Below are 22,611 nucleotides of genomic sequence, written 5' to 3'. Positions count from 1 at the left end.
AATGTAAGCTTTTGGGTTGGACATGAATGACTCAAAATAGATTGTTGAACTTGATTTTTAATTTAAGCTGTTGAATTTAAATAAATAAAAATATGGCACAAAGGCTGCAATGGTGAAGGTGACTTTCAACAATAAGTAAAAGTAAGGTTTGAATATGAAAATCAGTGTTAAAGGACTGTTAATCGCTAGCTCATTACTACTTCCTTCAATGGCTATGGCAAGCGACTGCTCTAGCCGTGGTGTGTTAGACGATCGATACTGTGATGAAAACCAAGACTTGGTGGCAGATTCACCAAAGAATCCAGATGAGTGGAATGACCCAAGTACGCTTGTGTTCACCTACACACCAGTAGAGGACCCTGCGCTGTACAAAGATGCGTTTGCCGACTTCCAAGCTCACCTAAGTAAAATCACAGGTAAGCGAGTGATCTACTACACGGTGCACTCGAACTCTGCACAAGTAGAAGCGATGCGTTCTGGTCGTTTACACGTTGCTGGTTTCTCTACGGGCCCAACTGGCTACGCGGTTAACCTAGCGGGTTACGTTCCAATTGCAGTAAAAGGCGATGAGTCTGGTTTCCAAGGCTACAATCTGATCACCATTGTGCGCAAAGACAGCGGCATCAACACCATGGCTGATCTAAAAGGCAAAAAGGTTGCACACACTTCTGCATCATCAAACTCTGGCAACCTAGCTCCTCGTGCGTTATTCCCAGCTAAAGGGTTAGTACCAGATGAAGACTACAAAGTGCTTTACTCAGGTAAACATGACCAATCGATTCTAGGTGTCTTCAACGGAGACTATGATGCAGCACCTGTGGCATCTGATGTGTACGACCGTATGGTGGCAGCAGGCCGTGTTGATGATTCTGAGCTTAAGATTATCTACCGCAGCCCTCGCTTCCCAACGTCTGCTTTCGGTTACGCTTACAACCTAAAACCAGAGCTAGTTGAGAAGATCAACGAAGCTTTCTTCAGCTACCGCTTCACACCAGAGATGAGTGCATCATTCAAAGGTGCAGACCGTTTCTCGCCAATCAGCTACAAAGAAGAGTGGGACGTGATTCGTGATATCGCCCACGCGACGGGCACGGCTTACACCAAAGCAGGTTTGAAAAAACTGGCTGAAAAAGACGCCGCTAAACGTGCAAAGAAAAAAGCCGCTGAGTTAGCGAAACAAGCAAACAACGGCTAATTCTTAGCTCCAAAGAAGATCTTAGCTCCAAAGAAGACTTAGGTTTCATATCAAGCCTAGGTCTCCCAGAACACTTACCTTAATTAAAATCTATGCCCTCGCGGGTAGGGCATAGATCATTCAAAAATTCGCACAAGGAAATGCAGTATGGCCGTAGCAAGCTATGACGGAATAAAGATCAACAACCTATTTCATGAATATGTGGCAGGCAAGCCAATCCTTAAAGGCATTAATATTGATATCGATGAGCCTGGCATCATCGCGATTATCGGACCATCAGGTACGGGTAAAAGTACACTTCTGCGTTGTATCAATCGCCTTAATGACCCAAGCCAAGGGGAGATTATCTTTGATGGTGCCGACCTGACTCAACTAAAAGGCCAAGCACTTCGTAAACAGCGCCGTCATATCGGCATGGTCTTTCAAGAGTACAACTTGGTAGAGCGTTTAACGGTTATCGAAAACGTGTTGAGTGGTCGCTTAGGCTATATGACCGCTTGGAATGCGTGGCGTCGTAATTATTCAGCGCAAGACCTAGCAAAGGCGTTTGAGCTACTGGAGTTTGTTGGCTTACAAGACTTTGCAAACCAACGTGCCGACAGCTTATCTGGCGGTCAAAGGCAGCGTGTTGGTATTGCTCGTGCAGTAATGCAAGACCCTTATATCTTATTGGCGGATGAGCCAACCTCATCACTTGACCCGAAAACCGCGGTTGAGATCATGGAGTTGATGGAAACCTTCGCTGAGCAGAAAAATATCCCAGTATTGGTGAATATCCACGATGTGAACCTAGCCAAGCGTTATGCTAAACGCATCATCGGTATGTGTAATGGCAAGGTGCATTACGATGGCAGTCCTGAAGGCATTTCAGAGGAAGACCTGAAAATCATTTATGGGGGTGAGTCATGGCTGGACTAAACCCAAGCTCATCGCCAAGCGTTTCATCACACACATCGCCAGCGAACCATGAAAATCCATTTAAGGTGTCATGGATGAATCGAGCGATCATCGTTGGCATTATTGCTTACCTGTTCTACAGCTTTTCGACATTAGGGCTGACGTTTGATCGTTTGATCATCGGTTTTGGTGAAAGTGAGCGATTACTCTCTCGAATGTTTCCGCCTGATTTCTCGCGTACCAGTTTACTGTTGAGTGGGTTAGCGGAAAGCTTACAGATCGCGATCATCTCAAGCTTCTTCGGCATCGTTATCTCACTATTTTTAGGCTTGCTTGCCGCGAGAAACATGATGCCGTCAATCGTATCAACGCCAATTCGTGGCTTTATTGCCTTGTGCCGTTCTTTTCACCCGGTGATTATCGCCATCTTGTTTGTGAAAGCGGTGGGCTTTGGTGCGCTAGCAGGAATTTTGACCTTGGTGTTTGCATCGATTGGCTTTATCGCCAAGTTGTTTGCAGAAGCAATTGAGGAGATCTCCTTTAAACCGGTTGAAGCAATTAAAGCGACAGGCGCTAGTTTTACTAGTGTGATTTTGTATGCCGTTATGCCACAGGTTTTCACGCGCTTTATCGGCTTTGCAAGCTACCAGTTGGATTCCAATCTTCGCAACTCAACCATGGTGGGCATCGTAGGTGCGGGCGGCCTTGGCGGGACACTTTTCTCTGCCTTCCAACGTTTTGATTACGACTTCGTCGCCGCTATTTTGATCACCATTATTGCACTGATTCTTGTCGGTGAATTTCTTTCCAACATTGTTAGGAGAATCTTCTAATGACAACAGCATCTATCGATAGAGAGTGGCAGCGCTTTACACCCAACGAGCGTGTGGCTCGATTCGCTGTTTACCTTAGCCTTGTATGCGCCATCGTGTGGTCTTGGCAGACGGTAGAAGTGATTCCTGAGTTCCTTTATGACGCGCCTGCTCAGTTTGCAGATATGTTCGAGCGAATGGTGCCAATGGACTACGGCTTCTATCCAGAATCGATTCACGCTGCGATGATTGAAACCTTACACATCGCGACATTAGGCACACTGTTTACTTTGGTGTTTGCGATTCCTTTGGCGTTGTTGAACGCACCAAACATTACACCGAATAAAGCGTTGAACTGGATCGCTCAATTCTTCCTCGTGTCTTCACGTTCAGTGAACTCGCTAGTTTGGGCGTTACTGTTTATCGCACTGTTTGGCCCCGGTGTTCTCGCAGGCATTATGGCAATTGCAATTCGCAGTATCGGCTTTGTAGGGAAGCTGTTAGCGGAAGCCATTGCCGAAGTGAACATGGGGCCTATCGAAGCTTTACGTGCAACGGGAGCTTCGTGGATGAGTATCTTACTGAAAGGGTATTGGCCACAAGTGATGCCAGCGTTCTACTCAATCGTGTTATTCCGTTGGGACATCAACGTGCGTGAATCTGCGGTATTGGGCTTGGTTGGCGCTGGTGGTATTGGCGTGGTGCTAAATGATGCGCAAAACCTTTTTGAATGGCAAAAGGTTTCGATGGTATTAGTGAGTATTTTTGCGGTGGTTATCGTTGCTGAAGCGGTGGTTATCCATATCCGTAACAAACTGATCTAATAGGAGTGTGGTGTTCACTATGTTTTCTATGACATGTGTTTCGTGTGAAAGTTGAGAGCTTGTCTATCTAGCATTTTAAAGCTCAAACGACCCTAGGTAATTCGGTCTACCTAGCGGTCGTTTTTTTATGCGGTGTGTTCTGTATTTAACTCTATTTAACGGAAAGCGAGCGCTTAGAAAATACAGTGCTTAGCAAAATCACCTGCTTCATTCGCCGTCCAGTCACCTTTAGGCTTTTCTTTCATATCCGCACACCAAGCTTCACTACCAACCTCAGTACAAGCCATTAATTGAGTGGCTAGGAAAAGGATCAACGCGACTTTCTTCATAACAAATATTCCGTTTTGGTCTAGATTTATGCTTATCACTGTATCAAATACCATTGATGATTGTTATAGCAACCAGAGACTTAAGGGATTTAAAGAGGATATGGATTTGAGTTGAAATAGCGATTTGGTAACGAGAGGGGATTATGTGTCTCAAGATCGAAAAAGCCAGCAACGTGTGCTGGCTTTGCAATTCTTTATAAGCTTCTATTCGTTAGTAAGCTTGAACTACTTGAAGAATTATACCAATTTCATCTCTTGGATGATGTCCGAAGCAATCTCTGGCTTGGTACTTGTTGGTTTCTCGTGTAGGTCTGCTTTTAATTGTCCCTTACGGTTACTTAGGCCTGCTTCTAGCTTCTTAATCGCTGATGCGATAGCCGGATACATAACGTCATCTGTAGCTTTTGCGTTTACACGTACACCTTCGTAGTTGGTGAACACTTCAACCTGATGTTGACCATGTTCTTTTGTAATGATGATGTCGCAGCTAATCAGTGATGGAAAATGGTTAGATATCTTTTCGAATTTACCTTCGATGTCTTTACGTGAGTCGTCGTTAATTGATACGTGATGTGTTTGAACGTTTATTTTCATAAATCATACCTTTCCAATGACTGTGTCATTTAAACGTAGCAAACATCGGATAGATTAACCAATAGAGAAAGTACACATGTGTGATTGACTTCAGTGTTATTAAATAATCTCTCCTTCCTCCCTTGAAAGTCTGAATAACTGATCGCATATTATGTTTCGTGTTTTCGAGACATGTTCAAAAATACCCCATCCTTGATAATTTGCTCTAACGTAGCGCTCAATACCAGTGAATCTCTCTTTATCAGTTTTATAATTCCGAACTTGTCACTTAGGGAATATCTTTGGTTTTGATAAAAAGCTGCGCTCAAGTTGTGAATTTATAGACACTCAATTGCCCACTCCATATTGAAGTGAAACTCACCCGCTGTCAGTTGTGACTCTGGGATAGTGATACGCGCTTGAATCGCGACCTCTTTATTCGATGCGAGTTGCTCGCTAGGAAATTCGACCCCTTGACGCCAATAATTGATGTCACCTTCATAACGAACGGGCGTTTCGATTTTGAATCGTACGAGCTCTGAGATACGAGACTCATCAATTGAGCCTAGATCAATATGTTGCAGTTTGAGCAGCAATCGCGAATCTTTTCGATTGGATTCCAGCTTAAGCGTGATCGCTCGGCCATCGTAGTCCTGACCAAAGCTCATCTCACCTTGGTTGTTAATCACCTCTAACCCACAGCGCTCTCGCACATGCTTTTTAAAGCTCAATGTAGAGTGATTATTGGATGCAAACGTACAGTTAGATAAGCTAAGTAGAATGAACGTGATAAAAAAACGTAGCATGTTAGTTCACCATAACACGGACAATAAAGTCCGTGACCGCTTGTTCGGTGACTACCACATTGCTGATGGTTTGCTGATCTTTGAGGGATACCTGATAGCTTGAGCTCAGCACAATGTCGGCATGGTGATACTTGTACTCAACAATCAGATCACAAGTGACGCGCCCATTTTGCTTAGCTGCGACTGTGGTATCGGTGTAGTTAACACGGCTTTCCGTGTCGATTAACTCGATACTCGACCAGTCGATATATTCAGAATTTGAGAGTGCATCAAAAATTCGGCGCTCGTGATTCTCTGAACCATCGACACATATTTGATTGAACTGTTCGACTTCTTGTCTATCGAAGCCGGTGCTGACAGCGTAGGGCGCGATAAATAAGATCGATAAGAATAATAGTAAGGTTTTCATAAAGCCTCTAAGTCAGTAAGCCCTCGTGATTAGAGGGCTTGCCGTGGGAGAGATGATGTTTAGTTACACTCAATCTTCCATTTTGTCTTCACTTCGTAATCGTCACTTGCATCCAGGTTGCTTTCATCAACCGCAACACGCGCGAATAGGTTCATATTGTTGTCTTCACGAATCTGATCACGGGTGATGTCTACACCTGACTCCCACCCAATCGCGGATTGGTCGAGTTCTGTGGTCCCCGTTGATTGGAAAAAGACATCAGTTTTTTGGATTTGTCCGTCAAAAGACTCGATTTTTATCTCTTCGGCTCTAACTTTAATTCCGTTTCTGTTGCTAACTAGTTTTACAGTCGCATGGGAATCATTGTAATTTTCGCCAAACGCTAGGTCAGCTTTATCTTCTGTAGCCTCTATACCGCATTGAGATTCAACCGATGCCGAGAACACGACATCTCCAGTTTTGTCATCTCCATCACCGGGAGGTTGTGCAAATGCCGATCCAGTGGCAAAAATAGATATGGCTGCTAAGCCAAGTAATGGTTTTTTATTAAGCATCTTTTACTCCGAAAAAGTGGTATTGCTTTGTTTCATCTTCAACAGGCGATATTTCTCTGCTTCGATTTGTAATAGCTTGAGCTCATGTTCCGCTTGAGCCAGCTCTTCTAAACGTTCTCGCTCACGGAGCTCGAACTCGTAGAGTCGACGACAGTCAACTCGATCCTCACCACCAAACTGCAGTGTGACAGCGGCGTAAATGCCTGCTTCATCCTGATTCTGGTAGTAATAGTTGTTGTAATAGCTGTCGCTATTTTCATTACCCGTTGAGCCATAGGTACCGAGCTGAACGGTTTTGCCCGTGGAAATGGCTTGCTCACACGAAGCCCCTTCAGAGGTACGAACTCGGTCGGTTCCTGACGGGTTGGATATGCTCGGTATCGGGTTCGCCATTGCAGGGCTCGTTATAGAAAGACTGGTCAATGAAGCGACAGCCAGTGCTACGACAGTCAATAAAGCCCTGCGCAGCGTTGTGATGATTTTTTGCATCGTTAGTACCGTTTGAATTGGGTTAATAGCGCTTGAATTTAAGGTTGGTGCACACTTCGTAGCTGTTCGGAGAGTCCGTCACCATGCGTGTGCAGATCTTTTTCTTGGTCGTTTGCCCTGCTGGTGTCTTCACATTGATATCCAACTCAATCTCTTGATTGGCAGTCAATTGGATCTTGTTTGGAAATTCTTTGTCATCAATTCGCAGGTAGTAGTCGGCTTGTTTGGTGTAACGATTCACCAATAGAAACCTGACCTGTGTTTTGTCTGAGTAGGTCTGAAATTCGGTATTTTTCCATTTGTGCACGTTTGCGCTTGCCAAAGAACTGCTCAGCAATAGCGCGGCAGCAATGATGTAAATAGCCTTCATGAGAACCTCAAAATGATGATCGAGGTCTCATTTTAGTTTTGTTCGAATGCAGAACTTACCATTTTGCGCCACTGACATAAGGCTGATAGTACGGTAAAAATGACTAAGATTTTTAGGTTGGAACTGCCGAACAGCGAAACTAGGCGGGTAGAGCTGAGGAGAAAAGGGCAAAGTAACTATTTATGATTTCGTCACTCAATATCACAATTAGCAATATAAGCCGCTGCAGTTTATTGAGGTATTTGTTAGTACGGGATACCATAACAACTTCGTTAAACTTGGATCCGTTACCATGAAAATGCCTGTTAAATTGGCTGCCATCGCAGCTTCACTTTCTTTCGCTTTTAATGTTTTTGCCGCGCCTGTTGAGTTTCAGAAAATTCCAGAGATCATGCAGCAATTTGATACTGCAGAACTGTATGTTAAGAAGTCGGTGACGTTAGGCCGTTTGCCTGCTGAATCTGAAATTGGCGTTGATTTTCCTACCTACGTTTCAGATGGAAAGGGTGGTTACAGGCTAGAAACCAATAACGTAATGACAGACGATGTAGTTATTGCAAGCATGCCGAAAGCGATTGTTGATGATGTTTTCAACCAATGGTTGGTTCCAAAGGATACATGGGTTAGCAGCTATGGTTCGCTACCAACATCGACCACAGAATTTAAGCCGTTTAAGCGTATTAAAACCATCAAAGCGATTAAGATCGATGCTGAAATGTTAGAGCTGATGGGCAGTAAAGATGGCAAAACTGCAGTGATTAAAGTGAGCTGGGATGAAAAAGGAATGAAGGTATATAAGGATGGCTACTTAGCGGACTATGAGTACGGGATTGCTCCTCATGAGATGCAAGAGAACTACGAACTAGCACCAAAATAATCTCTTAGATTTACCTCTCTGTATGATCGATGAAGCGCGCTGTTTTACAGGGCGCTTTTTATGGTTCGATAAAGTGTGATAAAAATCACGCTTTCCTGACATTTTACCGCCTGTTGTGCTAGTATGCGCCGCTTGTCTTTGTAATTGATAAAAAACGCATTACCCAAACAGTCTTTTTCTGTTTATCTGCTTGTAATGACCTCATTCAGTTTGGCCTGACTTGGCTGAACATCTGCATTTTGCTCGGACGCAAAGAGAGTAGTTCTCACTACTTCACTATGTACATTTGAGAGCACCATCTATCAAAGGCCTTTTAGAAACAGCCTAATTAGCGCGAACTCAGTTCAGCGTGAAGGGTTTCGTTTTCCCCAAAATCCCCCTTGGCGGCCAAGTACTTCTTGGTTGCTGACAAGTAAGGAGTCTATATGACGTCTACGGTATCTACGTCCGTACCTACATCTCCAGCTGGCAATACATCTTCAACTGGTAATACAGCTTCGATAGAGAAAGAAGTAAACCACCCGTTTCTTTCTTTGGTCATCATGGTAATTGTTGCAGCAATCGCAACCTACTTTATCCCTGCTGGTGAATTTGAACGAGTGGTCATGAATGGTCGCACGGTTATCGACCCAGACAGCTACACACTGTTAGCGAGCAATCCAACAACATTAGCCTCTTTTTTCGAATCATTTTTTAAAGGCTTCAAATCCGCTTCTGGCGTGATGGGTGTTGTGGTATTTGTTGGTGGTGCTTTCGGTATTATCAAACACATGGGTCTGCTAGACGCATCGGTTGTTGCGCTCACCACTAAGCTTAAGAAACAAGGCTTGTACGTGATTGCGCCTGTGATCATGACGGCGATCTTCTTCAACGTAACCTTCACTGGTATGCGTGAGCTTGATGTTATTTTTATCTCGCTGATGATCCCTATCTGTATCAAGCTTGGCTACGATGCGATCACGGCTCTTGGTGTTGTCCTACTCGCGAGTTGTGCAGGTTTTGCGGCCGCATTGGCAAACCCATTCTTCACGGGTATTGCACACACTATTGCTGAACTCCCTATGTATTCGGGCATGTGGTATCGCTTTATTGTTGGCATGTTCATGCTTTTGACGGGCGCTTGGTATGTGTTGAGTTATGCACGCAAAGTAAAGCAAGACCCAACCAAAGGCTTGTTACACGGCACGGGTTACCACTACGAATCAAATGTTGAAGCGAAAACACTGACCACGCGTGAAAAGTTCGCAGGTATCGCATTCTTAGGTGTGTTCGCATACATGATCTTCGGTACCCTGACGATGGGCTTTGGCTTTACCGAGATTGCGGGTGCATTTGTGGCGATGGCGATCATTCCAGGTTTGGTGGCGGGTTTGTCTCCCAACAAGATTTGTGAATATTGGACCAAAGGTGTCAGCGATGTATTGGTTGCTGTGTTGATCATCTTCTTTGCGCGCTCAGTGTTGACCATTATGGAAGACGCGAAGATTGTCGACTCAATCATCTACTATCTTGCGCAGATCATTTCAGGCAGTTCTAAACTTGTAGCCGCGGCGGGTATCTATTTCTCACAAGCTGCGATTAATCTGTTTATTCCGTCGGGCAGTGGTCAAGCGGTTATCACCATGCCAATCATCATTCCTTTGGCGGACATTGGTAAAGTAACTCGTCAAGTTGCGGCGTTGGCTTCTCAATTGGGCGATGGTATCTCTAACTACATTTACCCAACCAATGGCGGCTTGCTTGCTGTACTGGCGATTGCAAAAGTGCCTTACACCAAGTGGGTTCGCTTCTTCTTACCGTTATTCTTGTTCTGGTCAGTGGGTGCGTTGGTTTCGGTTGTGATCGCTCAAATGATTGAGTTGGGTCCATTCTAAAGCTTGGGTTATTAACCGGATAAGCTTTGCTTGAGATCTTCTAAGCAAATAAAAAGGCAGCGAATTCGCTGCCTTTGTTGGTTTAGAGATAAGCTATTTCAAGTGAAGCATCACTCTTCAAACTGATAAGAAGAGGGCACCACTATTACGCCTTGTTTCGATATGTGGAAGCGCTTGGCATCGGCAAGGCTATCTATGCCGATTTGTGTTCCATCCGGTATTTTAACGTTCTTATCGATGATGCAGTTTTGAATGTGACAGTTTCGCCCGATCTCGACGTCTTCAAACAGAATACTATCAATCACAATCGCGGCATTGCTGACTTTTACCTTAGGGAAGAAGATAGAGTTTTGCGCTGAACCACCTTCAATCACCACGCCATTCGCGATCATCGAGTTGATAAAAATCCCTTGGTTACCTTCGACCGAAGCAATAGTTCGTGCGGGCGGCAGTTGCGGATCATAGGTGCGAATTGCCCAATCCGGTTGGTACAAATCGATAGGTGAGGCTGGTTTCAACAAGTCCATATTCGATTGGTAATAAGAGTCGATTGTACCTACATCTCTCCAGTATGCGTCTTGGGTTACGCGTCCTTCTTCGTCACCAAACTTATACGCGTAAACGCTGTTGTTGCCGACTAACTTCGGAATGATGTCTTTACCGAAATCGTGGCTTGAGTCTGGATCTTCTGCGTCTGCCAATAATGCCTGTGTCAGTACTTCTTTATCAAAGATGTAAATTCCCATTGAAGCCATGCTTCGGGTCGGTCTGCCGGGTACGCACGCGGGGTAGCGTGGCTTCTCGGTAAAGTTATTGATTTGCAGAGATTCGTCTATCTCCATCACACCAAACTCTTTGGCCTCATCAATTGACACTTCCATACAGGCGACCGTCAAGTCAGCTTCATTCTGCTTATGTTGCTTGAGCATTGGTGCGTAATCCATGCGATAGATATGGTCGCCGGATAAGACTACTACATGCTTGGCTTCACTACGCGACAGCAAATACAAGTTTTGATAAATCGCATCGGCAGTGCCGCTATACCAGCTGTCACCTGTGCGCATTTGCGGGGGAACATTGGTGATGTATTCGCCGAGCTCGGGGTTAAGCACCGACCAACCATCACGTAAGTGTTTTTGCAAAGAGTGAGACTTGTACTGAGTCAGTACCAGAATTTGGCGAAGTCCGGAGTGCAGGCAGTTCGCGAGTGTGAAATCGATGATTCGATATTTGCCACCAAAGGGTACCGCAGGTTTTGCGCGGTTATCGGTGAGGGGAGAAAGCCGAGAGCCAACACCGCCGGCCAGAACGATTGTTAGAGTGTCTTGCATAGTCAGAACCTCAATGTATTTATGATTATGAACATAGACTTGCAAGCACCACGCCAAATGTAACTCATTGAATATTAAACGAGGTGACAATGAACTCTGCGAGACTGCACCAAATTGATGCGTACGGGATGTTGGATTGCTCTATTTTGATCCAAAGAGATCCGAGCAAAGTGAAAAGGCAGAGTTAACAAAATGATGCACGGAAAAGTTGCATTACAAAACTGTCAATAAAATGAAGGAATAAAGTGATCGGGTCGATATAAATTTACACAAATAATCATAACCTTTCACAAATTGATTTCCATCAATAAAGTAGGGTTATTGTATGTTACCTTGCACGCAAAATAAGAAATGATTACTCATTCACCAATAAAGAATAAGCCCTCAAAAGGAAATAATAATGAAAAAAACAGTATGTGGAATAGCGGTTATTGCGGCTCTTATGTCAACGAATGTTCTTGCTCATAAAGAAGGTGATTTTATAATCCGTGCAGGTGCAGCAACGGTATCTCCAAACGACAGCAGTGACGCTGTACTTAACAACCCTGATCTAGAATTCTCAGTTGATTCTGATACTCAACTTGGTCTTACTTTCGGTTACATGTTCACTGACAACATCAGTTTTGAAGTCCTAGCAGCAAGCCCATTTTCTCACAGCATTTCTGTTAACGGTCTAGGCAAAATTGCTGACACTAAACACCTTCCGCCAACGTTCATGGTTCAATATTACTTTGGTGAAGCGAACAGCGACTTCCGTCCTTACGTAGGTGCAGGCATCAACTACACTGTGTTCTTTGACGAAGGATTGAATGCTAACGGCAAAAATGCAGGCCTAACGGATGTGTCTTTGGATGATTCTTGGGGCCTTGCTGCAAACATTGGTATTGACTACATGATCAATGAGGACTGGTTCCTAAACGCATCGGTCTGGTACGCAGACATCGGTACTACAGCGACATACAAAACGGCTACAGACACGTTCAAAACAGACGTTGATATCGACCCATGGGTATTCATGATCGGTGGTGGTTACAACTTCTAACCCACCTACTCAGTTTACTAAAGGCGCTCAAGCCCCAGCCAGCTTGGGCGCTTTTTTTTGCTTGCTTGTTAATGGAATGCTCATTCCAACTTGCTGTTGTTATGGGTAAAAGGAACTGATTGTCGTCACCTATTGTTAACAAAAGGGAAAGATAACTGTCATAAGCGGCCTCTATGATCGCGATTCAAATTATGGAGGATATATGAATCGTAAATTTAATAAGCTGACTTTATTACTACCTATCGCAGTAAGCTCGGCTTTAGTTGGTTGTTCTCAATCAACTTCAAAGCCGACAACATAATCTCAAGCATCACTCGATGCTTTTAGTCTTCAATGCCAATCCATCCAACAGCCAATCGCAAGTGATGCTGAAGTTACCGGGCTTACTCTGGTGGGCAGTTCTATTGCTGACGCTCCGTTTGATACTTCTGCAGCCGAAATCGTCAGCTACGATTCATGTACCGATAAGCTTTATGTGGTTAACGCTCAAGCGCAGAAAGTCGATGTGTTGTCGATGAATGCTGATAGCACACCGACATCTGAGGGTTCTATCGACCTTCAATCAGCCGCTGCGGCTTCGGGTATTAATATCGGTGCAGCGAACAGTGTGTCGACTCACCAAGGATTAGTTGCTGTCGCGATTGAAAATGCTGACAAGCAACAGAACGGCATCATTGTACTTTATCGTTCAGACACGTTAGAGCTGATCACCACATACACTGCTGGCGCATTGCCAGACATGGTGAGCTTCTCGAAAGACGGCCGTTACATCGCATCAGCAAACGAAGGTGAGCCGAATGCAGATTACAGCATTGATCCTGAAGGCTCTGTGACGCTGGTTGATTTAGCTAATGGTCCTTTACAAGCAAAAGTGACTCAAATTGATTTCAAGGCATTCAATCAAGGTCAGCCTCGCCATGAAGAATTGACTGGCAAGGTTCGAATTTCAGCGCCTAATGCGACTGTGGCTCAAGATCTAGAACCGGAATATCTAACGTTTGCGGATAACGGTAAGCTCTACGTTGCCCTTCAAGAAAACAATGCATTGGCAGCGATTGACGTGGCGAGTGCAGAAGTGGATGTGATTTTGGGACTAGGCGGAAAACCTTGGGATACTGCTCAGTTGGATGCGTCAAACAAAGACAAAAACATCGGTAACCTACAAAATTATCCAATGTTGGAAGGCCTTTACATGCCAGACAGCATCACCAGCTACAGTGTTGATGGTCACACCTACATTGTGACAGCAAACGAAGGTGATGGCCGTGAATATGGCATTAAGACGACACAACAAGTGTGTGATGATAAAGGGTTTGAGTGGGATGGTGATGACTATAAAGGCACCGAAAACTACACCACAGAAAAAGACTTTTGTATCGCGTATGTCGATGAAGTGCGTGGCAAGAAGCTCGACGTTGATGCTAACCACCCATTGGCAGGGGCACTCAAAGACAATAAGCAACTTGCTCGTCTTAAGGTGATTAATCCACAAGGAACACTGGCAGCTGACCAAAAAGTTCAAGCATTCGGTAGCCGTTCTTTCTCTATCTGGGATGAGTCAGGTGAGCTAGTGTTTGATAGCGGTGATGACTTTGCTCGAATCGTTCTTGAGCAAGATCCTGCAAACTTCAATAGCACCAATGATAACAACCAAAGTGGCGACGATCGCAGTGATGACAAAGGGGTTGAGCCTGAAGCGATCGAAGTGGCTAAGATTAACGGTAAGCACTATGCCTTTATTGGTCTTGAGCGCCAAGGTGGCATCATGATTTACGACGTAACACAGCCTAAAAACGCAAGTTTCATCAGCTACTTGAACAACCGAGACTTTACACAACCAGTGTGTACCAAGGTTGATGAAGACGGTGATTGCGATAACGATACTTACAACGCTAAAGCGGGTGACCTAGGCCCAGAGTCAATCAAGTATTTCGCCCGTTCTGGTAACCACTTTATTGCGGTTGGCAACGAAGTGAGTGGTAGCACATCCGTTTATCGCGTTGAGTTCTAATCTCGCTTATCGCTAGCAATTAGATTGAATCAAAACAAAAGCGCCACGACTTGTTAAGTCGCGGCGCTTTTTTATTTCATCGCTGATTTAGTAGCAATAGCAAAGGCCTATGGCTGTTGCTTAGTTGGTGCTAGAGCGATTTCACGGATACATACGTTCTGTGGTTGTTGGTAAGCGAATGATACAGCGCGTGCAATGTCGTCAGCTGCCAATACGCCGCCCATGTCTTCTTTCCAAGAATCGTAACCGTCTTTGATCTCTTGAGATGTAGTGTGAGACAGAAGCTCAGTTTCTACAGCACCTGGTGCGATAGTCGTAACACGAACATTTGAAGCTGCTACTTCTTCACGAACGTTCTCAGAGATAGCGTGTACCGCGAACTTAGTACCACAGTAAGCCGCGTGGCTTGGGAATGTTTTCTTACCCGCAATTGAGCTGATGTTGATGATAGTACCTGTGTTGCGTTCCATCATAGGAGCAAGTACAGACTGCATGCCGTTTAGAAGACCAATTACGTTCACATCGAACATTGTCTTCCACTCTTGAGCGTCTTGAGTATCGATTTGACCAAGAAGCATTGAACCTGCGTTGTTGATAAGCGCATCTACTGGACCAAACTTCTCTTCACCTTGTGCGATTGCTGCATCAAAAGACGCTTTGTCTGTTACGTCTACTTTCACTGATAATGAGTTTGGTAGGTTCAGCGCTTCAAGGCGGTCAACACGACGAGCTAAAAGTAGCAGAGGGTGACCTTCATCGCTTAGACGACGAGCGATTGCTTCACCAATACCAGAGCTTGCACCTGTAATTACGATTAGTTTTTTCATTTTATTTCCTCTGTACTTTAATTGCGTCGGTTGGCTACGACGTATTGTTTAAGTGCATTCGAATCAAGTGCTTGTTGCCTTGCTTCGTTGCGATGGAGGTATATTAAGGAAAATAGCATTGTTGATATATAGCGCTTTACGTGAAACACTGTTGCTGTAGTGCAACAATAAGTGCGTTCAGTTTATAGCTTTATAGCGTCATAACTCTATAGCTTTATCATCTTCAAATTTCACAAGTAAGTTGGCGACCATGCTCAATCAAATTAACCTATCTGATATTCGTTCTTTCGTGCTTATCGCTCGTTTAGGTAACTTCACTAAAGCGGCGGAGGAACTTGATGTGTCTCGTTCCCATGTATCACGCCAAGTGAGTAGCCTCGAGAAGCAGATGGGTGTAACGCTGTTTATCCGCACCACACGAACCTTGAGGCTGACTCACGCAGGGCAAGACCTGTACGCGAGATGCGAACAAGCCTTAGATAATATAGACCAAGCCTTGATTGCTGCTGTGGACGATGTCGAAGAAGTGCGCGGCGACATAAAAGTAAACTGTGTTGGCGGTTATTTGGGGGAAGTGATCATTGCGGATCTAGTGAATGAGTTCATGCAACTCTACCCAGACATCAGTATTAGCCTTGATTTCAGTAGTAATCGAGTCGACTTGATTGAAGATGCGTTCGATATCGCTTTTCGCATGGGCAGCCTAGAAGATGCAGGCTTTATCGCAAGAAAGCTATTGGATATTGAAATGGGAACACTCGCGAGCCCTGAGTATTTCGCTCGCAAAGGAAAGCCAAATCACCCTAAGGATCTTATCCATCATGATTGCTTAACGGGGTCGGTGCGTAAGTGGAGTTTTCAAGCGTTGGATGACACCAAGAAAACGGTTGATGTGCATGTGACGGGCAGGCTGCAATGTAAGAATGGACGAGTGTTGGTACAGGGTGCGAAATCAGGCAACGGGATTATTCGTGTACCTACCATCTATTGCTTACAAGAGCTCCATGACGGGCAACTGTTGCAGGTGTTTGAAGAATGGGTGGTGCCTAAAGTTGACTTTTCAGCGATCTACCATCGAGACCGCTATCAACCGAGCCGAATTCGAACCTTCATTGATTTTGTAAAAAGTCGCTTCGAGCAAATGCCAGTCAGCTAAGTGTGCTTACTGTGTCTGCGATTCGTTTGACTGGTTTGGGCTACATCTCGTCGATTTCGTTTTGCAGGCTTTCCAGTTGGTCCAGAATCAGCAAAAACTTCTCACCAAAGGGTGTTACTTGATACTCAACTCTTGGTGGCAGTTCGTTGAACATCTGCTTATCTAAAATCCCAAACTCCACATTTCGCTTCAAGCATTCATTCAATACCTTGGTCGATAACCCTTCGACCGAGCGCACCATTTCACCGGGGCGATTGATGCCATTTGCCAGTAATTGGTAAACCGTTAGCGGCCATTTACAGCCATAGATGGTTTCCACCATACGAGCGGAACGCTCTGGTGCTGATTTTCTTGAAAAAAAGTTTTCCTGATTTTTCATAAAGATGTACCAATAAGTACCTACCTAACCGATTTGTACTTACTATTCATAGTGTTAGTTCAAAGCCTAAGATTACCACGTTCACATGACTTAGGAGATAACAAAATGAACTTCACTAAAAATGGTATTGCAGTCGTAATCGGTGGCACAAGTGGTATGGGCTTTGAAACAGCGAAGCAGTTAGTCGCTCAAAACATCCATGTGTTGGTTGTCGGCAATCACCCAACTAAGTTAGATAAAGCGGTGTCAGAACTGCAATCGCTCGGTCACGCTTCAGGTTGGCAAGCTAACCTTTATGATGATGCGAGTGTGGCTCGCCTTATCGAACACCTTGAGTCGTTAGATGAAGGTATTGGTTACCTTGTGAATGCTGCAGGTTACTTCAACCCTAAAGCGTTTATTGAACACCAAGAATCTGATTACGAGCAATACATGCAGCTTAATAAAGCAACCTTCTTCATCACTCAAGCGATAAGCAAATTGATGATCAAGAATGGCGGTGGCAGTGTGGTTAACGTTGGTTCTATGTGGGGTAAGCAAGCAATCAAAGCGACGCCATCTTCTGCCTATTCAATGGCTAAAGCTGGCCTGCACGCATTAACCCAGCACATGGCAATGGAACTGGCTGAGCATAACATTCGTGTGAATGCCGTGTCTCCGGCTGTGGTTAAAACGCCGATTTACGAATCTTTCATTAAGCCGGAAGAGGTGGACCAAGCACTAGAAGGTTTCAATGCGTTCCACCCAATTGGTCGAGTTGGTTTACCGAAAGACATCGCCAATAGCATCTCTTTCTTACTGTCAGACAGTGCTGATTGGGTAACGGGTGCAATCTGGGATGTTGATGGTGGTGTGATTGCTGGCCGCAATTAATTAGGATTCTTTTAAGGTGGCTGTCGCGCAGGCAAAATAGCAGCGAGATGGCCTCCTTGATGAGTATTCGCGTAGAATAGAAGCTAGAAAGACAATAATAACTAAAACGATAACAAGAGTAAGGTCGCCACTATGTTCAACATGGACTTTTCAAAGAGACTGGTTATAGAAACCGAACCACTAGATTGGGTCGCGAGCCCTGCCAAAGGGGTATGGCGTAAGCCGTTAGAAAGGGAAGAGAAAGAATCGGGTCACACGACCAGTGTGGTGAAGTACGATCCTGAATCTTCGTTTTCTGAGCACCCGCATCCGCAAGGTGAAGAGATCTTCGTCTTAGAGGGTATCTTCTCTGATGAAACCGGAGATTTCCCTGCGGGCACTTATATCCGCAATCCGCCGGGCAGCACGCATTCGCCATCAAGCAAAAATGGCTGCACAATCTTGGTTAAGCTCAACCAGTTTGATGCGAGAGACTTAACCCAAGTTCGTATCAATACACTAGAAACGGAATGGCTTCCGGGTATTGGTGGCTTACAAGTCATGCCACTGCACGAGTTTGAGCACGAACATGTTGCTTTAGTGAAGTGGCCTGTCGGCGAACGTTTTCAGCCACACCGTCATTTTGGTGGTGAAGAGATCTTTGTGTTGTCGGGCGCTTTCAAAGATGAACACGGCGAGTACCCGAAACACACATGGATGCGTAGCCCTCACATGAGCGAGCATTTCCCTTATGTGGAAGAAGAGACGGTCATCTTAGTCAAAACTGGACACCTGCCGATCGATTAGCTCGCGCCATGACTGAGCCATTGTTTTGGTTTGGAATGAATCTCAGAGAACAAATCAATGAACCTGTTCTCTGTAGATACCCGGTGATACCCCTTTCCAATTGCTGTAGGCACCAATAAATGAGTTCGCTTCTTTGAATCCCAGTAAGAAGGATATCTCGCCCAGTGACAGTGTCGATTTTCCCAAATAGTGTTCGGCTAATTCACCTCTGACTTACAATATCAAGTCTGGAGATGTTTGAAACTTTATAGGCAATGTTACATAGCGATAGAAATTTAAAAGTCCATAAATACAAAAATCCGATATCAAAGGTGATATCGGATTTGAACTCAATAATCCAGAGTTCCAGCACGCTCTCCTCTCACGAAGTCTTTACATGTAATGATGTACGGATAATCGGGTGTCTATCGCCTTTTCGTTAATGTCAGGTAAAGGTCGATACAAGCTTCGGGTAATGTCCGTTAATACTTGGTCGTACACTTTTGAAACGACGGTTGATATATCGCTTGTCAATTCGTACATGGTATCTGCCGGTTGATTTGCTTCGGTACTTGATGCGATCTCGGTAAGTGCATGCATCGCACGTGTGCAAATGGGTGACCCACTGCTTATAGGGCAGATAATCGATAATTGGTTAAGTTTTCTGTGTGTCTGAGAGGCGTAGAATTTGAATCTCGCGTACTCTTCTGGCTTCTCCATATCAGGTATACACATTCTCAGCTTGGTCAATATCTCCATGCAGTCTAAGATCTGTTGCCAATTCATGTGATATTCACGGCTCATGTCTTCACGCTCAGACTGAATCAGCCAGATGATCATCACTTCATCCATCAAGAACATGCTATGGCGAATTGTTTTGCCATGAATTGATTGGTTACGTACCAAAGTTCGGTTTTGCCAGTCACTGTGCATGGCGATGAGCTTGAGGTGAAAGATACGATACATAGGGCGACTATCGAACGAGACATGAGACTGAAGTAGCTCAGATACCTCAAGTATGTTGTCGTAAATCTCGTTCACTTTACGAATCGAGTCGCTAGACAATTTATAAGCTAGAGCGTAATGCGTTGCCGCGCGATGTTTGCGTGATAACAACAATAACTCTCGAAGCAGAACTAAGGTTTCAAACCTGTGTGATAACGCTGTTTGTCTCTTCCTTGAGAAATGAAACAGGGCCGCAAGTACTAATAGGGATAAACCCACTGAAATAACTACAAACATATTCAACTCCTAATATTTGTATACCTACTTAGTGGTAGTGCAGACACCGTGCCAAAATTAATAAGTGTTATATTTCAGTTGTTTATGATTTTACTAGAATTATGAGTGATCGATTATGGTGCATAACTTCACCATTCGAGTGAATGCTTCTCATATTTTGCAGGATTTTTTGAGAGGTTACGCTTTTCTAACGATTAGGTTGGGGAGGTTTCGATAAGTAGAGATACTTTGGCGATCCATCTCTGGGTTGTTTCAAGCTGCAGAAATTAAAAAGGCCTCACCCCTTATATGCTTTTAATTATAAAAAGCAGTAAGGGTGAGGCCTTTCAATGTTCAGTTAGCAGTTCAGTTACCTTAACTGCTAAGTGTTTAGCATTTAGGGCTAAACGTTACGCAAGCTTAAGGTCGAACTCAGTGCGGTACATCACCATATCTTCAATGGTCAGTACTGGCATGTTGTGAAGTTTGCCAAAAGCAACGATCTCTGGCGCTTTTGCCATCGTGCCGTCTGGGTTAGTTACTTCACATAGTACACCTGCCGATTGAAGACCAGCCATTTGCATCAGATCCACTGTACCTTCTGTGTGGCCGCGGCGAGCAAGTACGCCACCTTTGCGAGCGCGTAGTGGGAATACGTGGCCAGGGCGAGCTAGGTCAGTAGGCTTAGCTGTTGGGTTTGCAGCTGTCTTGATCGTTGTTACACGGTCCGCGGCAGAAACACCTGTCGTTACGCCAACTTTTGCTTCGATAGTTACGGTAAACGCAGTTTGGTTTGCGCTGTTGTTATCAACAACCATAGGTGGAAGATCAAGTTGGTTTGCTTGCTCGTCAGTTAGACACAGGCACACAATGCCACTGCATTCTCGGATCATAAGCGCCATTTGAGCATTCGTTAGGTGTTCTACTGAGTAGATGATGTCGCCTTCGTTCTCGCGATCTTCATCGTCAAGTAAAAGTACACCACGACCTTCGCGTAGAGCTTGCAGTGCGTTTTCAACGCGAGTGATTGGTTCGCCAAATTCGGCAAGTAGTGAAGACTGATTCATGGTTAAACTCCTAAAATATCACCAGAATCAGGGCTGTATGAGGGATCTCAACCGAGCACAACAAAGCCTACTCATTACAAGAGGCTTTAGCTCATTATGGTTTTATCCAAAACGAAATGCACTCGCCTAAGTTGGAGGCACGAACCCAACTCACGCGGGTACGCCTTTCCAACTTAAACGAGTGTGTTTTCATTCTCTCTCATCCGGACTATAACCGTCGGCTCTGGCATCTCACCAGATCTGCTGACCTCGACGAATCGAGCGCTCGCGGGCTTATCTTTAGATTTTGCTAAGGACATACCGCCGGTGGGGAATTTCGCCCCGCCCTGAGAATAAAAATTAATAATCTGTTTTGCTTTGAAAGCAGGCCAGATGGTAATCCTTTCGATAGTGGATTTAAAGGACTGACAGCAAAGTTTTTCAGATTTTGACCTTATAGTCCGGTAAGTGTTCACTTTATCGGCAGACCTTGGCGTGTGGTCTTTAGTGGAGCGCAGGCTATGTTTAGTTGGTTTTGATGTCTATATGTGCACAAGTGGATGGTCTGTATTATTAGTGATGACGCGATAGTTCATCAGATCAATACTCAAGAGGCCCATTAATCGATTATTGTTACACCATGACGGCTGACTGACCGTTTTGACACAAAATTGATATTGGCGATGTTAAGCTGCGATAGCATCCGACCACTTTATCTCAAAGATCTTAGCCATGACTTCTCTGTTCTCTAACAAATCCAAAGGTTTATTACTGCTCGTTTTAAGCTTGTATTCCCTAGTACCCTTTTTGATCTTTGGATCTGACTTCGACCTTGGAAGCGCGGTTCTGCCTTTCTATGGCGCCTTCATGACGTTCGTGACTTACTCGGCAGGTAATCAAGGATTCTTGGTAGCGCTCGCTGTTTTGTCTTTAGTAGTGCTCACGATGAAGTTTTCCAAAGCTAAGCTGGTCAGCCTTTGTCTGCAGTTAGGCTTTTTATTGGTACTTAGCTTTGCAGCAAAGACCTTCTTAAAGCATTCAACAGAGAGCCCGCGTCCATATTCTGAGTATTTGGTGACGCAGGAAGTGATTGAAATGCCAGAGCTGTTTTATGAATTGCCTTTGGTAGAAAAAAATGCAGCGATTGAATCTGTGCAAGATAAGGTCAGCGAGTGGCGAACGCGTCATTGGTTAGGTGAAACTGACTACTCTTTCCCGTCTGGGCACATGATTTTCGTCGGTGTGTGTTTGGCGTTCTTTGGAGGATTGTTCCTAGAGGCGAAACGCTTTTATCTAGTCGGCGGTATGTTGGTTTGGGCTGGTGGTGTCGCCTATAGCCGTGTTTGGCTTGGTATGCATCGACCTGAAGACTTAGCGGCGTCTATCGCCTTTGCGGGTTTAATTTATTTATTGGTGCCACTGATTCCAACGCAAAAGATAGAACCTTTATTGCCCAAGTTTTTAAGAGAGGCCTAAGCTTTTAAGAAGTGTATAATTCTATATTTAACAAGCAGAGATTCTGGTTACTGATTGAGCCCGAGTTCTGCTTGTTTCTTTTTGGTAAGCCCCAAAGACACAATTCGGTGTGACTCAGTGAGGTAGTATCTTAGTTCCTCATCCCTTTCTGGTGTGCTCTCAAACAGCTGAATCCACTTCATGCCTCGCGAAGCAAAGTAGGGTGCGGGTTTATAGCCCGGCTCTTCTTTCAGGAAATCAAAATTCTGATCGGACGCCTTGAAGATAAACGCAGGCTCATCTTTTGGTCCCCAACCACCAATCGCAAACACCTTGCCACCCACTTTCCAAACGTGAGAGTTATTCCACTGCATCACATAACTGGTTGCAGGCAGTGACTCGCAGAATGCATTGAATTCGTCGTAAGTCATAGAACGTCCTTATCTATTGGGTGTTTGATCTGTATTAGTTTTCTAAGATGTCTTTCTTCTTTCCG

Annotated in this window: 24 protein-coding genes, 2 pseudogenes and 1 riboswitch; of the genes and pseudogenes, 12 read left to right on the top strand and 14 right to left on the bottom strand. The window is 44.7% G+C overall.

Features of this window, described 5'->3' with window-relative positions:
- Positions 1-154 precede the first annotated feature (154 nt).
- The 4 genes from phnD (at position 155) to phnE (ITG10_RS25775) (ending at position 3,728) form a co-directional block, all read left to right on the top strand.
- Positions 155-1,195, top strand: coding sequence for a phosphate/phosphite/phosphonate ABC transporter substrate-binding protein (phnD, locus tag ITG10_RS25790; RefSeq protein WP_008216587.1), 1,041 nt, complete (start codon positions 155-157; stop codon positions 1,193-1,195).
- Positions 1,196-1,342: 147 nt separating this feature from the next.
- Positions 1,343-2,113, top strand: a complete 771-nt coding sequence (gene phnC / locus ITG10_RS25785) for a phosphonate ABC transporter ATP-binding protein (RefSeq protein WP_017631561.1) — start codon at positions 1,343-1,345, stop codon at positions 2,111-2,113.
- Entirely contained in the window at positions 2,101-2,925 is an 825-nt protein-coding gene (gene phnE / locus ITG10_RS25780) for a phosphonate ABC transporter, permease protein PhnE (protein WP_017631562.1), read from the top strand. The genes phnC and phnE (ITG10_RS25780) overlap by 13 nt, the downstream gene beginning before the upstream one ends.
- Positions 2,925-3,728, top strand: coding sequence for a phosphonate ABC transporter, permease protein PhnE (phnE, locus tag ITG10_RS25775; protein WP_017631563.1), 804 nt, complete (start codon positions 2,925-2,927; stop codon positions 3,726-3,728). Before phnE (ITG10_RS25780) ends, phnE (ITG10_RS25775) begins: the two co-directional genes overlap by 1 nt.
- A gap of 173 nt (positions 3,729-3,901) precedes the next feature.
- Here the strand turns inward: phnE (ITG10_RS25775) and ITG10_RS25770 are convergent, their stop codons facing one another.
- From ITG10_RS25770 to ITG10_RS25740, 7 genes are all read right to left on the bottom strand, one after another.
- Positions 3,902-4,057 carry a DUF3012 domain-containing protein gene (locus ITG10_RS25770; protein WP_017631564.1) on the bottom strand — a complete coding sequence of 52 codons (156 nt, stop codon included), beginning with the start codon at positions 4,055-4,057 and terminating at the stop codon, positions 3,902-3,904.
- Positions 4,058-4,294: 237 nt separating this feature from the next.
- Positions 4,295-4,651 (bottom strand): ribosome-associated translation inhibitor RaiA, encoded by a 357-nt coding sequence (raiA, locus tag ITG10_RS25765; RefSeq protein WP_017631565.1) that lies wholly within the window; start codon positions 4,649-4,651, stop codon positions 4,295-4,297.
- A 317-nt stretch (positions 4,652-4,968) separates the two neighbouring features.
- Positions 4,969-5,436 carry a hypothetical protein gene (locus ITG10_RS25760; RefSeq protein WP_017631566.1) on the bottom strand — a complete coding sequence of 156 codons (468 nt, stop codon included), beginning with the start codon at positions 5,434-5,436 and terminating at the stop codon, positions 4,969-4,971.
- Between the two features lies 1 nt (position 5,437).
- On the bottom strand, positions 5,438-5,845 hold the full coding sequence (locus ITG10_RS25755; RefSeq protein ID WP_017631567.1) for a hypothetical protein: 408 nt from the start codon (positions 5,843-5,845) through the stop codon (positions 5,438-5,440).
- A gap of 59 nt (positions 5,846-5,904) precedes the next feature.
- A complete protein-coding gene (locus ITG10_RS25750; RefSeq protein ID WP_017631568.1) occupies positions 5,905-6,399 on the bottom strand; it encodes a hypothetical protein in 495 nt (164 codons plus the stop codon).
- Positions 6,400-6,402: 3 nt separating this feature from the next.
- A complete protein-coding gene (locus ITG10_RS25745) occupies positions 6,403-6,888 on the bottom strand; it encodes a hypothetical protein (protein ID WP_026084322.1) in 486 nt (161 codons plus the stop codon).
- 22 nt (positions 6,889-6,910) lie between these two features.
- Entirely contained in the window at positions 6,911-7,258 is a 348-nt protein-coding gene (locus ITG10_RS25740) for a hypothetical protein (RefSeq protein ID WP_017631570.1), read from the bottom strand.
- A gap of 292 nt (positions 7,259-7,550) precedes the next feature.
- Here ITG10_RS25740 and ITG10_RS25735 point away from each other — a divergent pair, with 292 nt between their 5' ends.
- Positions 7,551-8,135: a hypothetical protein gene (locus tag ITG10_RS25735; protein WP_017631571.1), complete on the top strand. Its 585-nt coding sequence runs from the start codon at positions 7,551-7,553 to the stop codon at positions 8,133-8,135.
- Positions 8,136-8,560: 425 nt separating this feature from the next.
- Positions 8,561-10,009, top strand: coding sequence for a Na+/H+ antiporter NhaC family protein (locus ITG10_RS25730; protein ID WP_017631572.1), 1,449 nt, complete (start codon positions 8,561-8,563; stop codon positions 10,007-10,009).
- 110 nt (positions 10,010-10,119) lie between these two features.
- On the opposite strand, the gene glgC is transcribed toward ITG10_RS25730, so the two are convergent.
- Positions 10,120-11,340, bottom strand: coding sequence for a glucose-1-phosphate adenylyltransferase (glgC, locus tag ITG10_RS25725; protein WP_017631573.1), 1,221 nt, complete (start codon positions 11,338-11,340; stop codon positions 10,120-10,122).
- A gap of 400 nt (positions 11,341-11,740) precedes the next feature.
- On the opposite strand from glgC, the gene ompW reads away from it, so the two are divergent.
- Entirely contained in the window at positions 11,741-12,382 is a 642-nt protein-coding gene (gene ompW, locus ITG10_RS25720) for an outer membrane protein OmpW (RefSeq protein ID WP_017631574.1), read from the top strand.
- A gap of 202 nt (positions 12,383-12,584) precedes the next feature.
- Positions 12,585-14,393 (top strand): annotated as a pseudogene (locus ITG10_RS25715) (choice-of-anchor I family protein).
- Between the two features lie 107 nt (positions 14,394-14,500).
- On the opposite strand, the gene ITG10_RS25710 reads toward ITG10_RS25715, so the two are convergent.
- Positions 14,501-15,220, bottom strand: a complete 720-nt coding sequence (locus tag ITG10_RS25710; protein ID WP_248387025.1) for an SDR family oxidoreductase — start codon at positions 15,218-15,220, stop codon at positions 14,501-14,503.
- Positions 15,221-15,470: 250 nt separating this feature from the next.
- Here ITG10_RS25710 and ITG10_RS25705 point away from each other — a divergent pair, with 250 nt between their 5' ends.
- On the top strand, positions 15,471-16,376 hold the full coding sequence (locus tag ITG10_RS25705) for a LysR family transcriptional regulator (RefSeq protein ID WP_017631579.1): 906 nt from the start codon (positions 15,471-15,473) through the stop codon (positions 16,374-16,376).
- A gap of 40 nt (positions 16,377-16,416) precedes the next feature.
- Here ITG10_RS25705 and ITG10_RS25700 read toward each other — a convergent pair whose 3' ends face one another.
- A complete protein-coding gene (locus ITG10_RS25700) occupies positions 16,417-16,755 on the bottom strand; it encodes a helix-turn-helix domain-containing protein (protein ID WP_017631580.1) in 339 nt (112 codons plus the stop codon).
- Between the two features lie 105 nt (positions 16,756-16,860).
- Here ITG10_RS25700 and ITG10_RS25695 point away from each other — a divergent pair, with 105 nt between their 5' ends.
- On the top strand, positions 16,861-17,628 hold the full coding sequence (locus ITG10_RS25695; protein WP_017631581.1) for an SDR family oxidoreductase: 768 nt from the start codon (positions 16,861-16,863) through the stop codon (positions 17,626-17,628).
- Between the two features lie 132 nt (positions 17,629-17,760).
- Positions 17,761-18,414, top strand: a complete 654-nt coding sequence (locus tag ITG10_RS25690) for a cupin domain-containing protein (protein ID WP_017631582.1) — start codon at positions 17,761-17,763, stop codon at positions 18,412-18,414.
- 54 nt (positions 18,415-18,468) lie between these two features.
- Here the strand turns inward: ITG10_RS25690 and ITG10_RS26550 are convergent.
- The 3 genes and pseudogenes from ITG10_RS26550 to ribB all read right to left on the bottom strand — a co-directional run.
- Positions 18,469-18,639, bottom strand: a pseudogene (locus tag ITG10_RS26550) (helix-turn-helix domain-containing protein); the annotation flags it as partial.
- A 147-nt stretch (positions 18,640-18,786) separates the two neighbouring features.
- Positions 18,787-19,635 (bottom strand): hypothetical protein, encoded by an 849-nt coding sequence (locus ITG10_RS25685; RefSeq protein WP_017631583.1) that lies wholly within the window; start codon positions 19,633-19,635, stop codon positions 18,787-18,789.
- Between the two features lie 389 nt (positions 19,636-20,024).
- Entirely contained in the window at positions 20,025-20,681 is a 657-nt protein-coding gene (gene ribB, locus ITG10_RS25680) for a 3,4-dihydroxy-2-butanone-4-phosphate synthase (RefSeq protein ID WP_017631584.1), read from the bottom strand.
- A 187-nt stretch (positions 20,682-20,868) separates the two neighbouring features.
- A riboswitch (FMN riboswitch) is annotated at positions 20,869-21,019 on the bottom strand.
- Positions 21,020-21,392: 373 nt separating this feature from the next.
- On the opposite strand from ribB, the gene ITG10_RS25675 reads away from it, so the two are divergent.
- Positions 21,393-22,136, top strand: coding sequence for a phosphatase PAP2 family protein (locus ITG10_RS25675; RefSeq protein WP_017631585.1), 744 nt, complete (start codon positions 21,393-21,395; stop codon positions 22,134-22,136).
- A 47-nt stretch (positions 22,137-22,183) separates the two neighbouring features.
- Here ITG10_RS25675 and ITG10_RS25670 read toward each other — a convergent pair whose 3' ends face one another.
- A complete protein-coding gene (locus ITG10_RS25670) occupies positions 22,184-22,546 on the bottom strand; it encodes an MmcQ/YjbR family DNA-binding protein (RefSeq protein WP_017631586.1) in 363 nt (120 codons plus the stop codon).
- Positions 22,547-22,611 lie beyond the last annotated feature (65 nt).

It is taken from the genome of Vibrio sp. ED004 (assembly GCF_023206395.1).
GTDB lineage: Bacteria > Pseudomonadota > Gammaproteobacteria > Enterobacterales > Vibrionaceae > Vibrio.
This window is presented reverse-complemented; position numbering and strand designations above follow the sequence as displayed.

Excerpts from the sequence above, each read along its gene's own strand:
- phnD (WP_008216587.1), top strand. The coding sequence starts at position 155 with ATGAAAATCAGTGTTAAAGGACTGTTAATCGCTAGCTCATTACTACTT.
- phnC (WP_017631561.1), top strand. The coding sequence starts at position 1,343 with ATGGCCGTAGCAAGCTATGACGGAATAAAGATCAACAACCTATTTCAT.
- phnE (WP_017631562.1), top strand. The coding sequence starts at position 2,101 with ATGGCTGGACTAAACCCAAGCTCATCGCCAAGCGTTTCATCACACACA.
- phnE (WP_017631563.1), top strand. The coding sequence starts at position 2,925 with ATGACAACAGCATCTATCGATAGAGAGTGGCAGCGCTTTACACCCAAC.
- ITG10_RS25770 (WP_017631564.1), bottom strand. The coding sequence starts at position 4,057 with ATGAAGAAAGTCGCGTTGATCCTTTTCCTAGCCACTCAATTAATGGCT.
- raiA (WP_017631565.1), bottom strand. The coding sequence starts at position 4,651 with ATGAAAATAAACGTTCAAACACATCACGTATCAATTAACGACGACTCA.
- ITG10_RS25760 (WP_017631566.1), bottom strand. The coding sequence starts at position 5,436 with ATGCTACGTTTTTTTATCACGTTCATTCTACTTAGCTTATCTAACTGT.
- ITG10_RS25755 (WP_017631567.1), bottom strand. The coding sequence starts at position 5,845 with ATGAAAACCTTACTATTATTCTTATCGATCTTATTTATCGCGCCCTAC.
- ITG10_RS25750 (WP_017631568.1), bottom strand. The coding sequence starts at position 6,399 with ATGCTTAATAAAAAACCATTACTTGGCTTAGCAGCCATATCTATTTTT.
- ITG10_RS25745 (WP_026084322.1), bottom strand. The coding sequence starts at position 6,888 with ATGCAAAAAATCATCACAACGCTGCGCAGGGCTTTATTGACTGTCGTA.
- ITG10_RS25740 (WP_017631570.1), bottom strand. The coding sequence starts at position 7,258 with ATGAAGGCTATTTACATCATTGCTGCCGCGCTATTGCTGAGCAGTTCT.
- ITG10_RS25735 (WP_017631571.1), top strand. The coding sequence starts at position 7,551 with ATGAAAATGCCTGTTAAATTGGCTGCCATCGCAGCTTCACTTTCTTTC.
- ITG10_RS25730 (WP_017631572.1), top strand. The coding sequence starts at position 8,561 with ATGACGTCTACGGTATCTACGTCCGTACCTACATCTCCAGCTGGCAAT.
- glgC (WP_017631573.1), bottom strand. The coding sequence starts at position 11,340 with ATGCAAGACACTCTAACAATCGTTCTGGCCGGCGGTGTTGGCTCTCGG.
- ompW (WP_017631574.1), top strand. The coding sequence starts at position 11,741 with ATGAAAAAAACAGTATGTGGAATAGCGGTTATTGCGGCTCTTATGTCA.
- ITG10_RS25710 (WP_248387025.1), bottom strand. The coding sequence starts at position 15,220 with ATGAAAAAACTAATCGTAATTACAGGTGCAAGCTCTGGTATTGGTGAA.
- ITG10_RS25705 (WP_017631579.1), top strand. The coding sequence starts at position 15,471 with ATGCTCAATCAAATTAACCTATCTGATATTCGTTCTTTCGTGCTTATC.
- ITG10_RS25700 (WP_017631580.1), bottom strand. The coding sequence starts at position 16,755 with ATGAAAAATCAGGAAAACTTTTTTTCAAGAAAATCAGCACCAGAGCGT.
- ITG10_RS25695 (WP_017631581.1), top strand. The coding sequence starts at position 16,861 with ATGAACTTCACTAAAAATGGTATTGCAGTCGTAATCGGTGGCACAAGT.
- ITG10_RS25690 (WP_017631582.1), top strand. The coding sequence starts at position 17,761 with ATGTTCAACATGGACTTTTCAAAGAGACTGGTTATAGAAACCGAACCA.
- ITG10_RS25685 (WP_017631583.1), bottom strand. The coding sequence starts at position 19,635 with ATGTTTGTAGTTATTTCAGTGGGTTTATCCCTATTAGTACTTGCGGCC.
- ribB (WP_017631584.1), bottom strand. The coding sequence starts at position 20,681 with ATGAATCAGTCTTCACTACTTGCCGAATTTGGCGAACCAATCACTCGC.
- ITG10_RS25675 (WP_017631585.1), top strand. The coding sequence starts at position 21,393 with ATGACTTCTCTGTTCTCTAACAAATCCAAAGGTTTATTACTGCTCGTT.
- ITG10_RS25670 (WP_017631586.1), bottom strand. The coding sequence starts at position 22,546 with ATGACTTACGACGAATTCAATGCATTCTGCGAGTCACTGCCTGCAACC.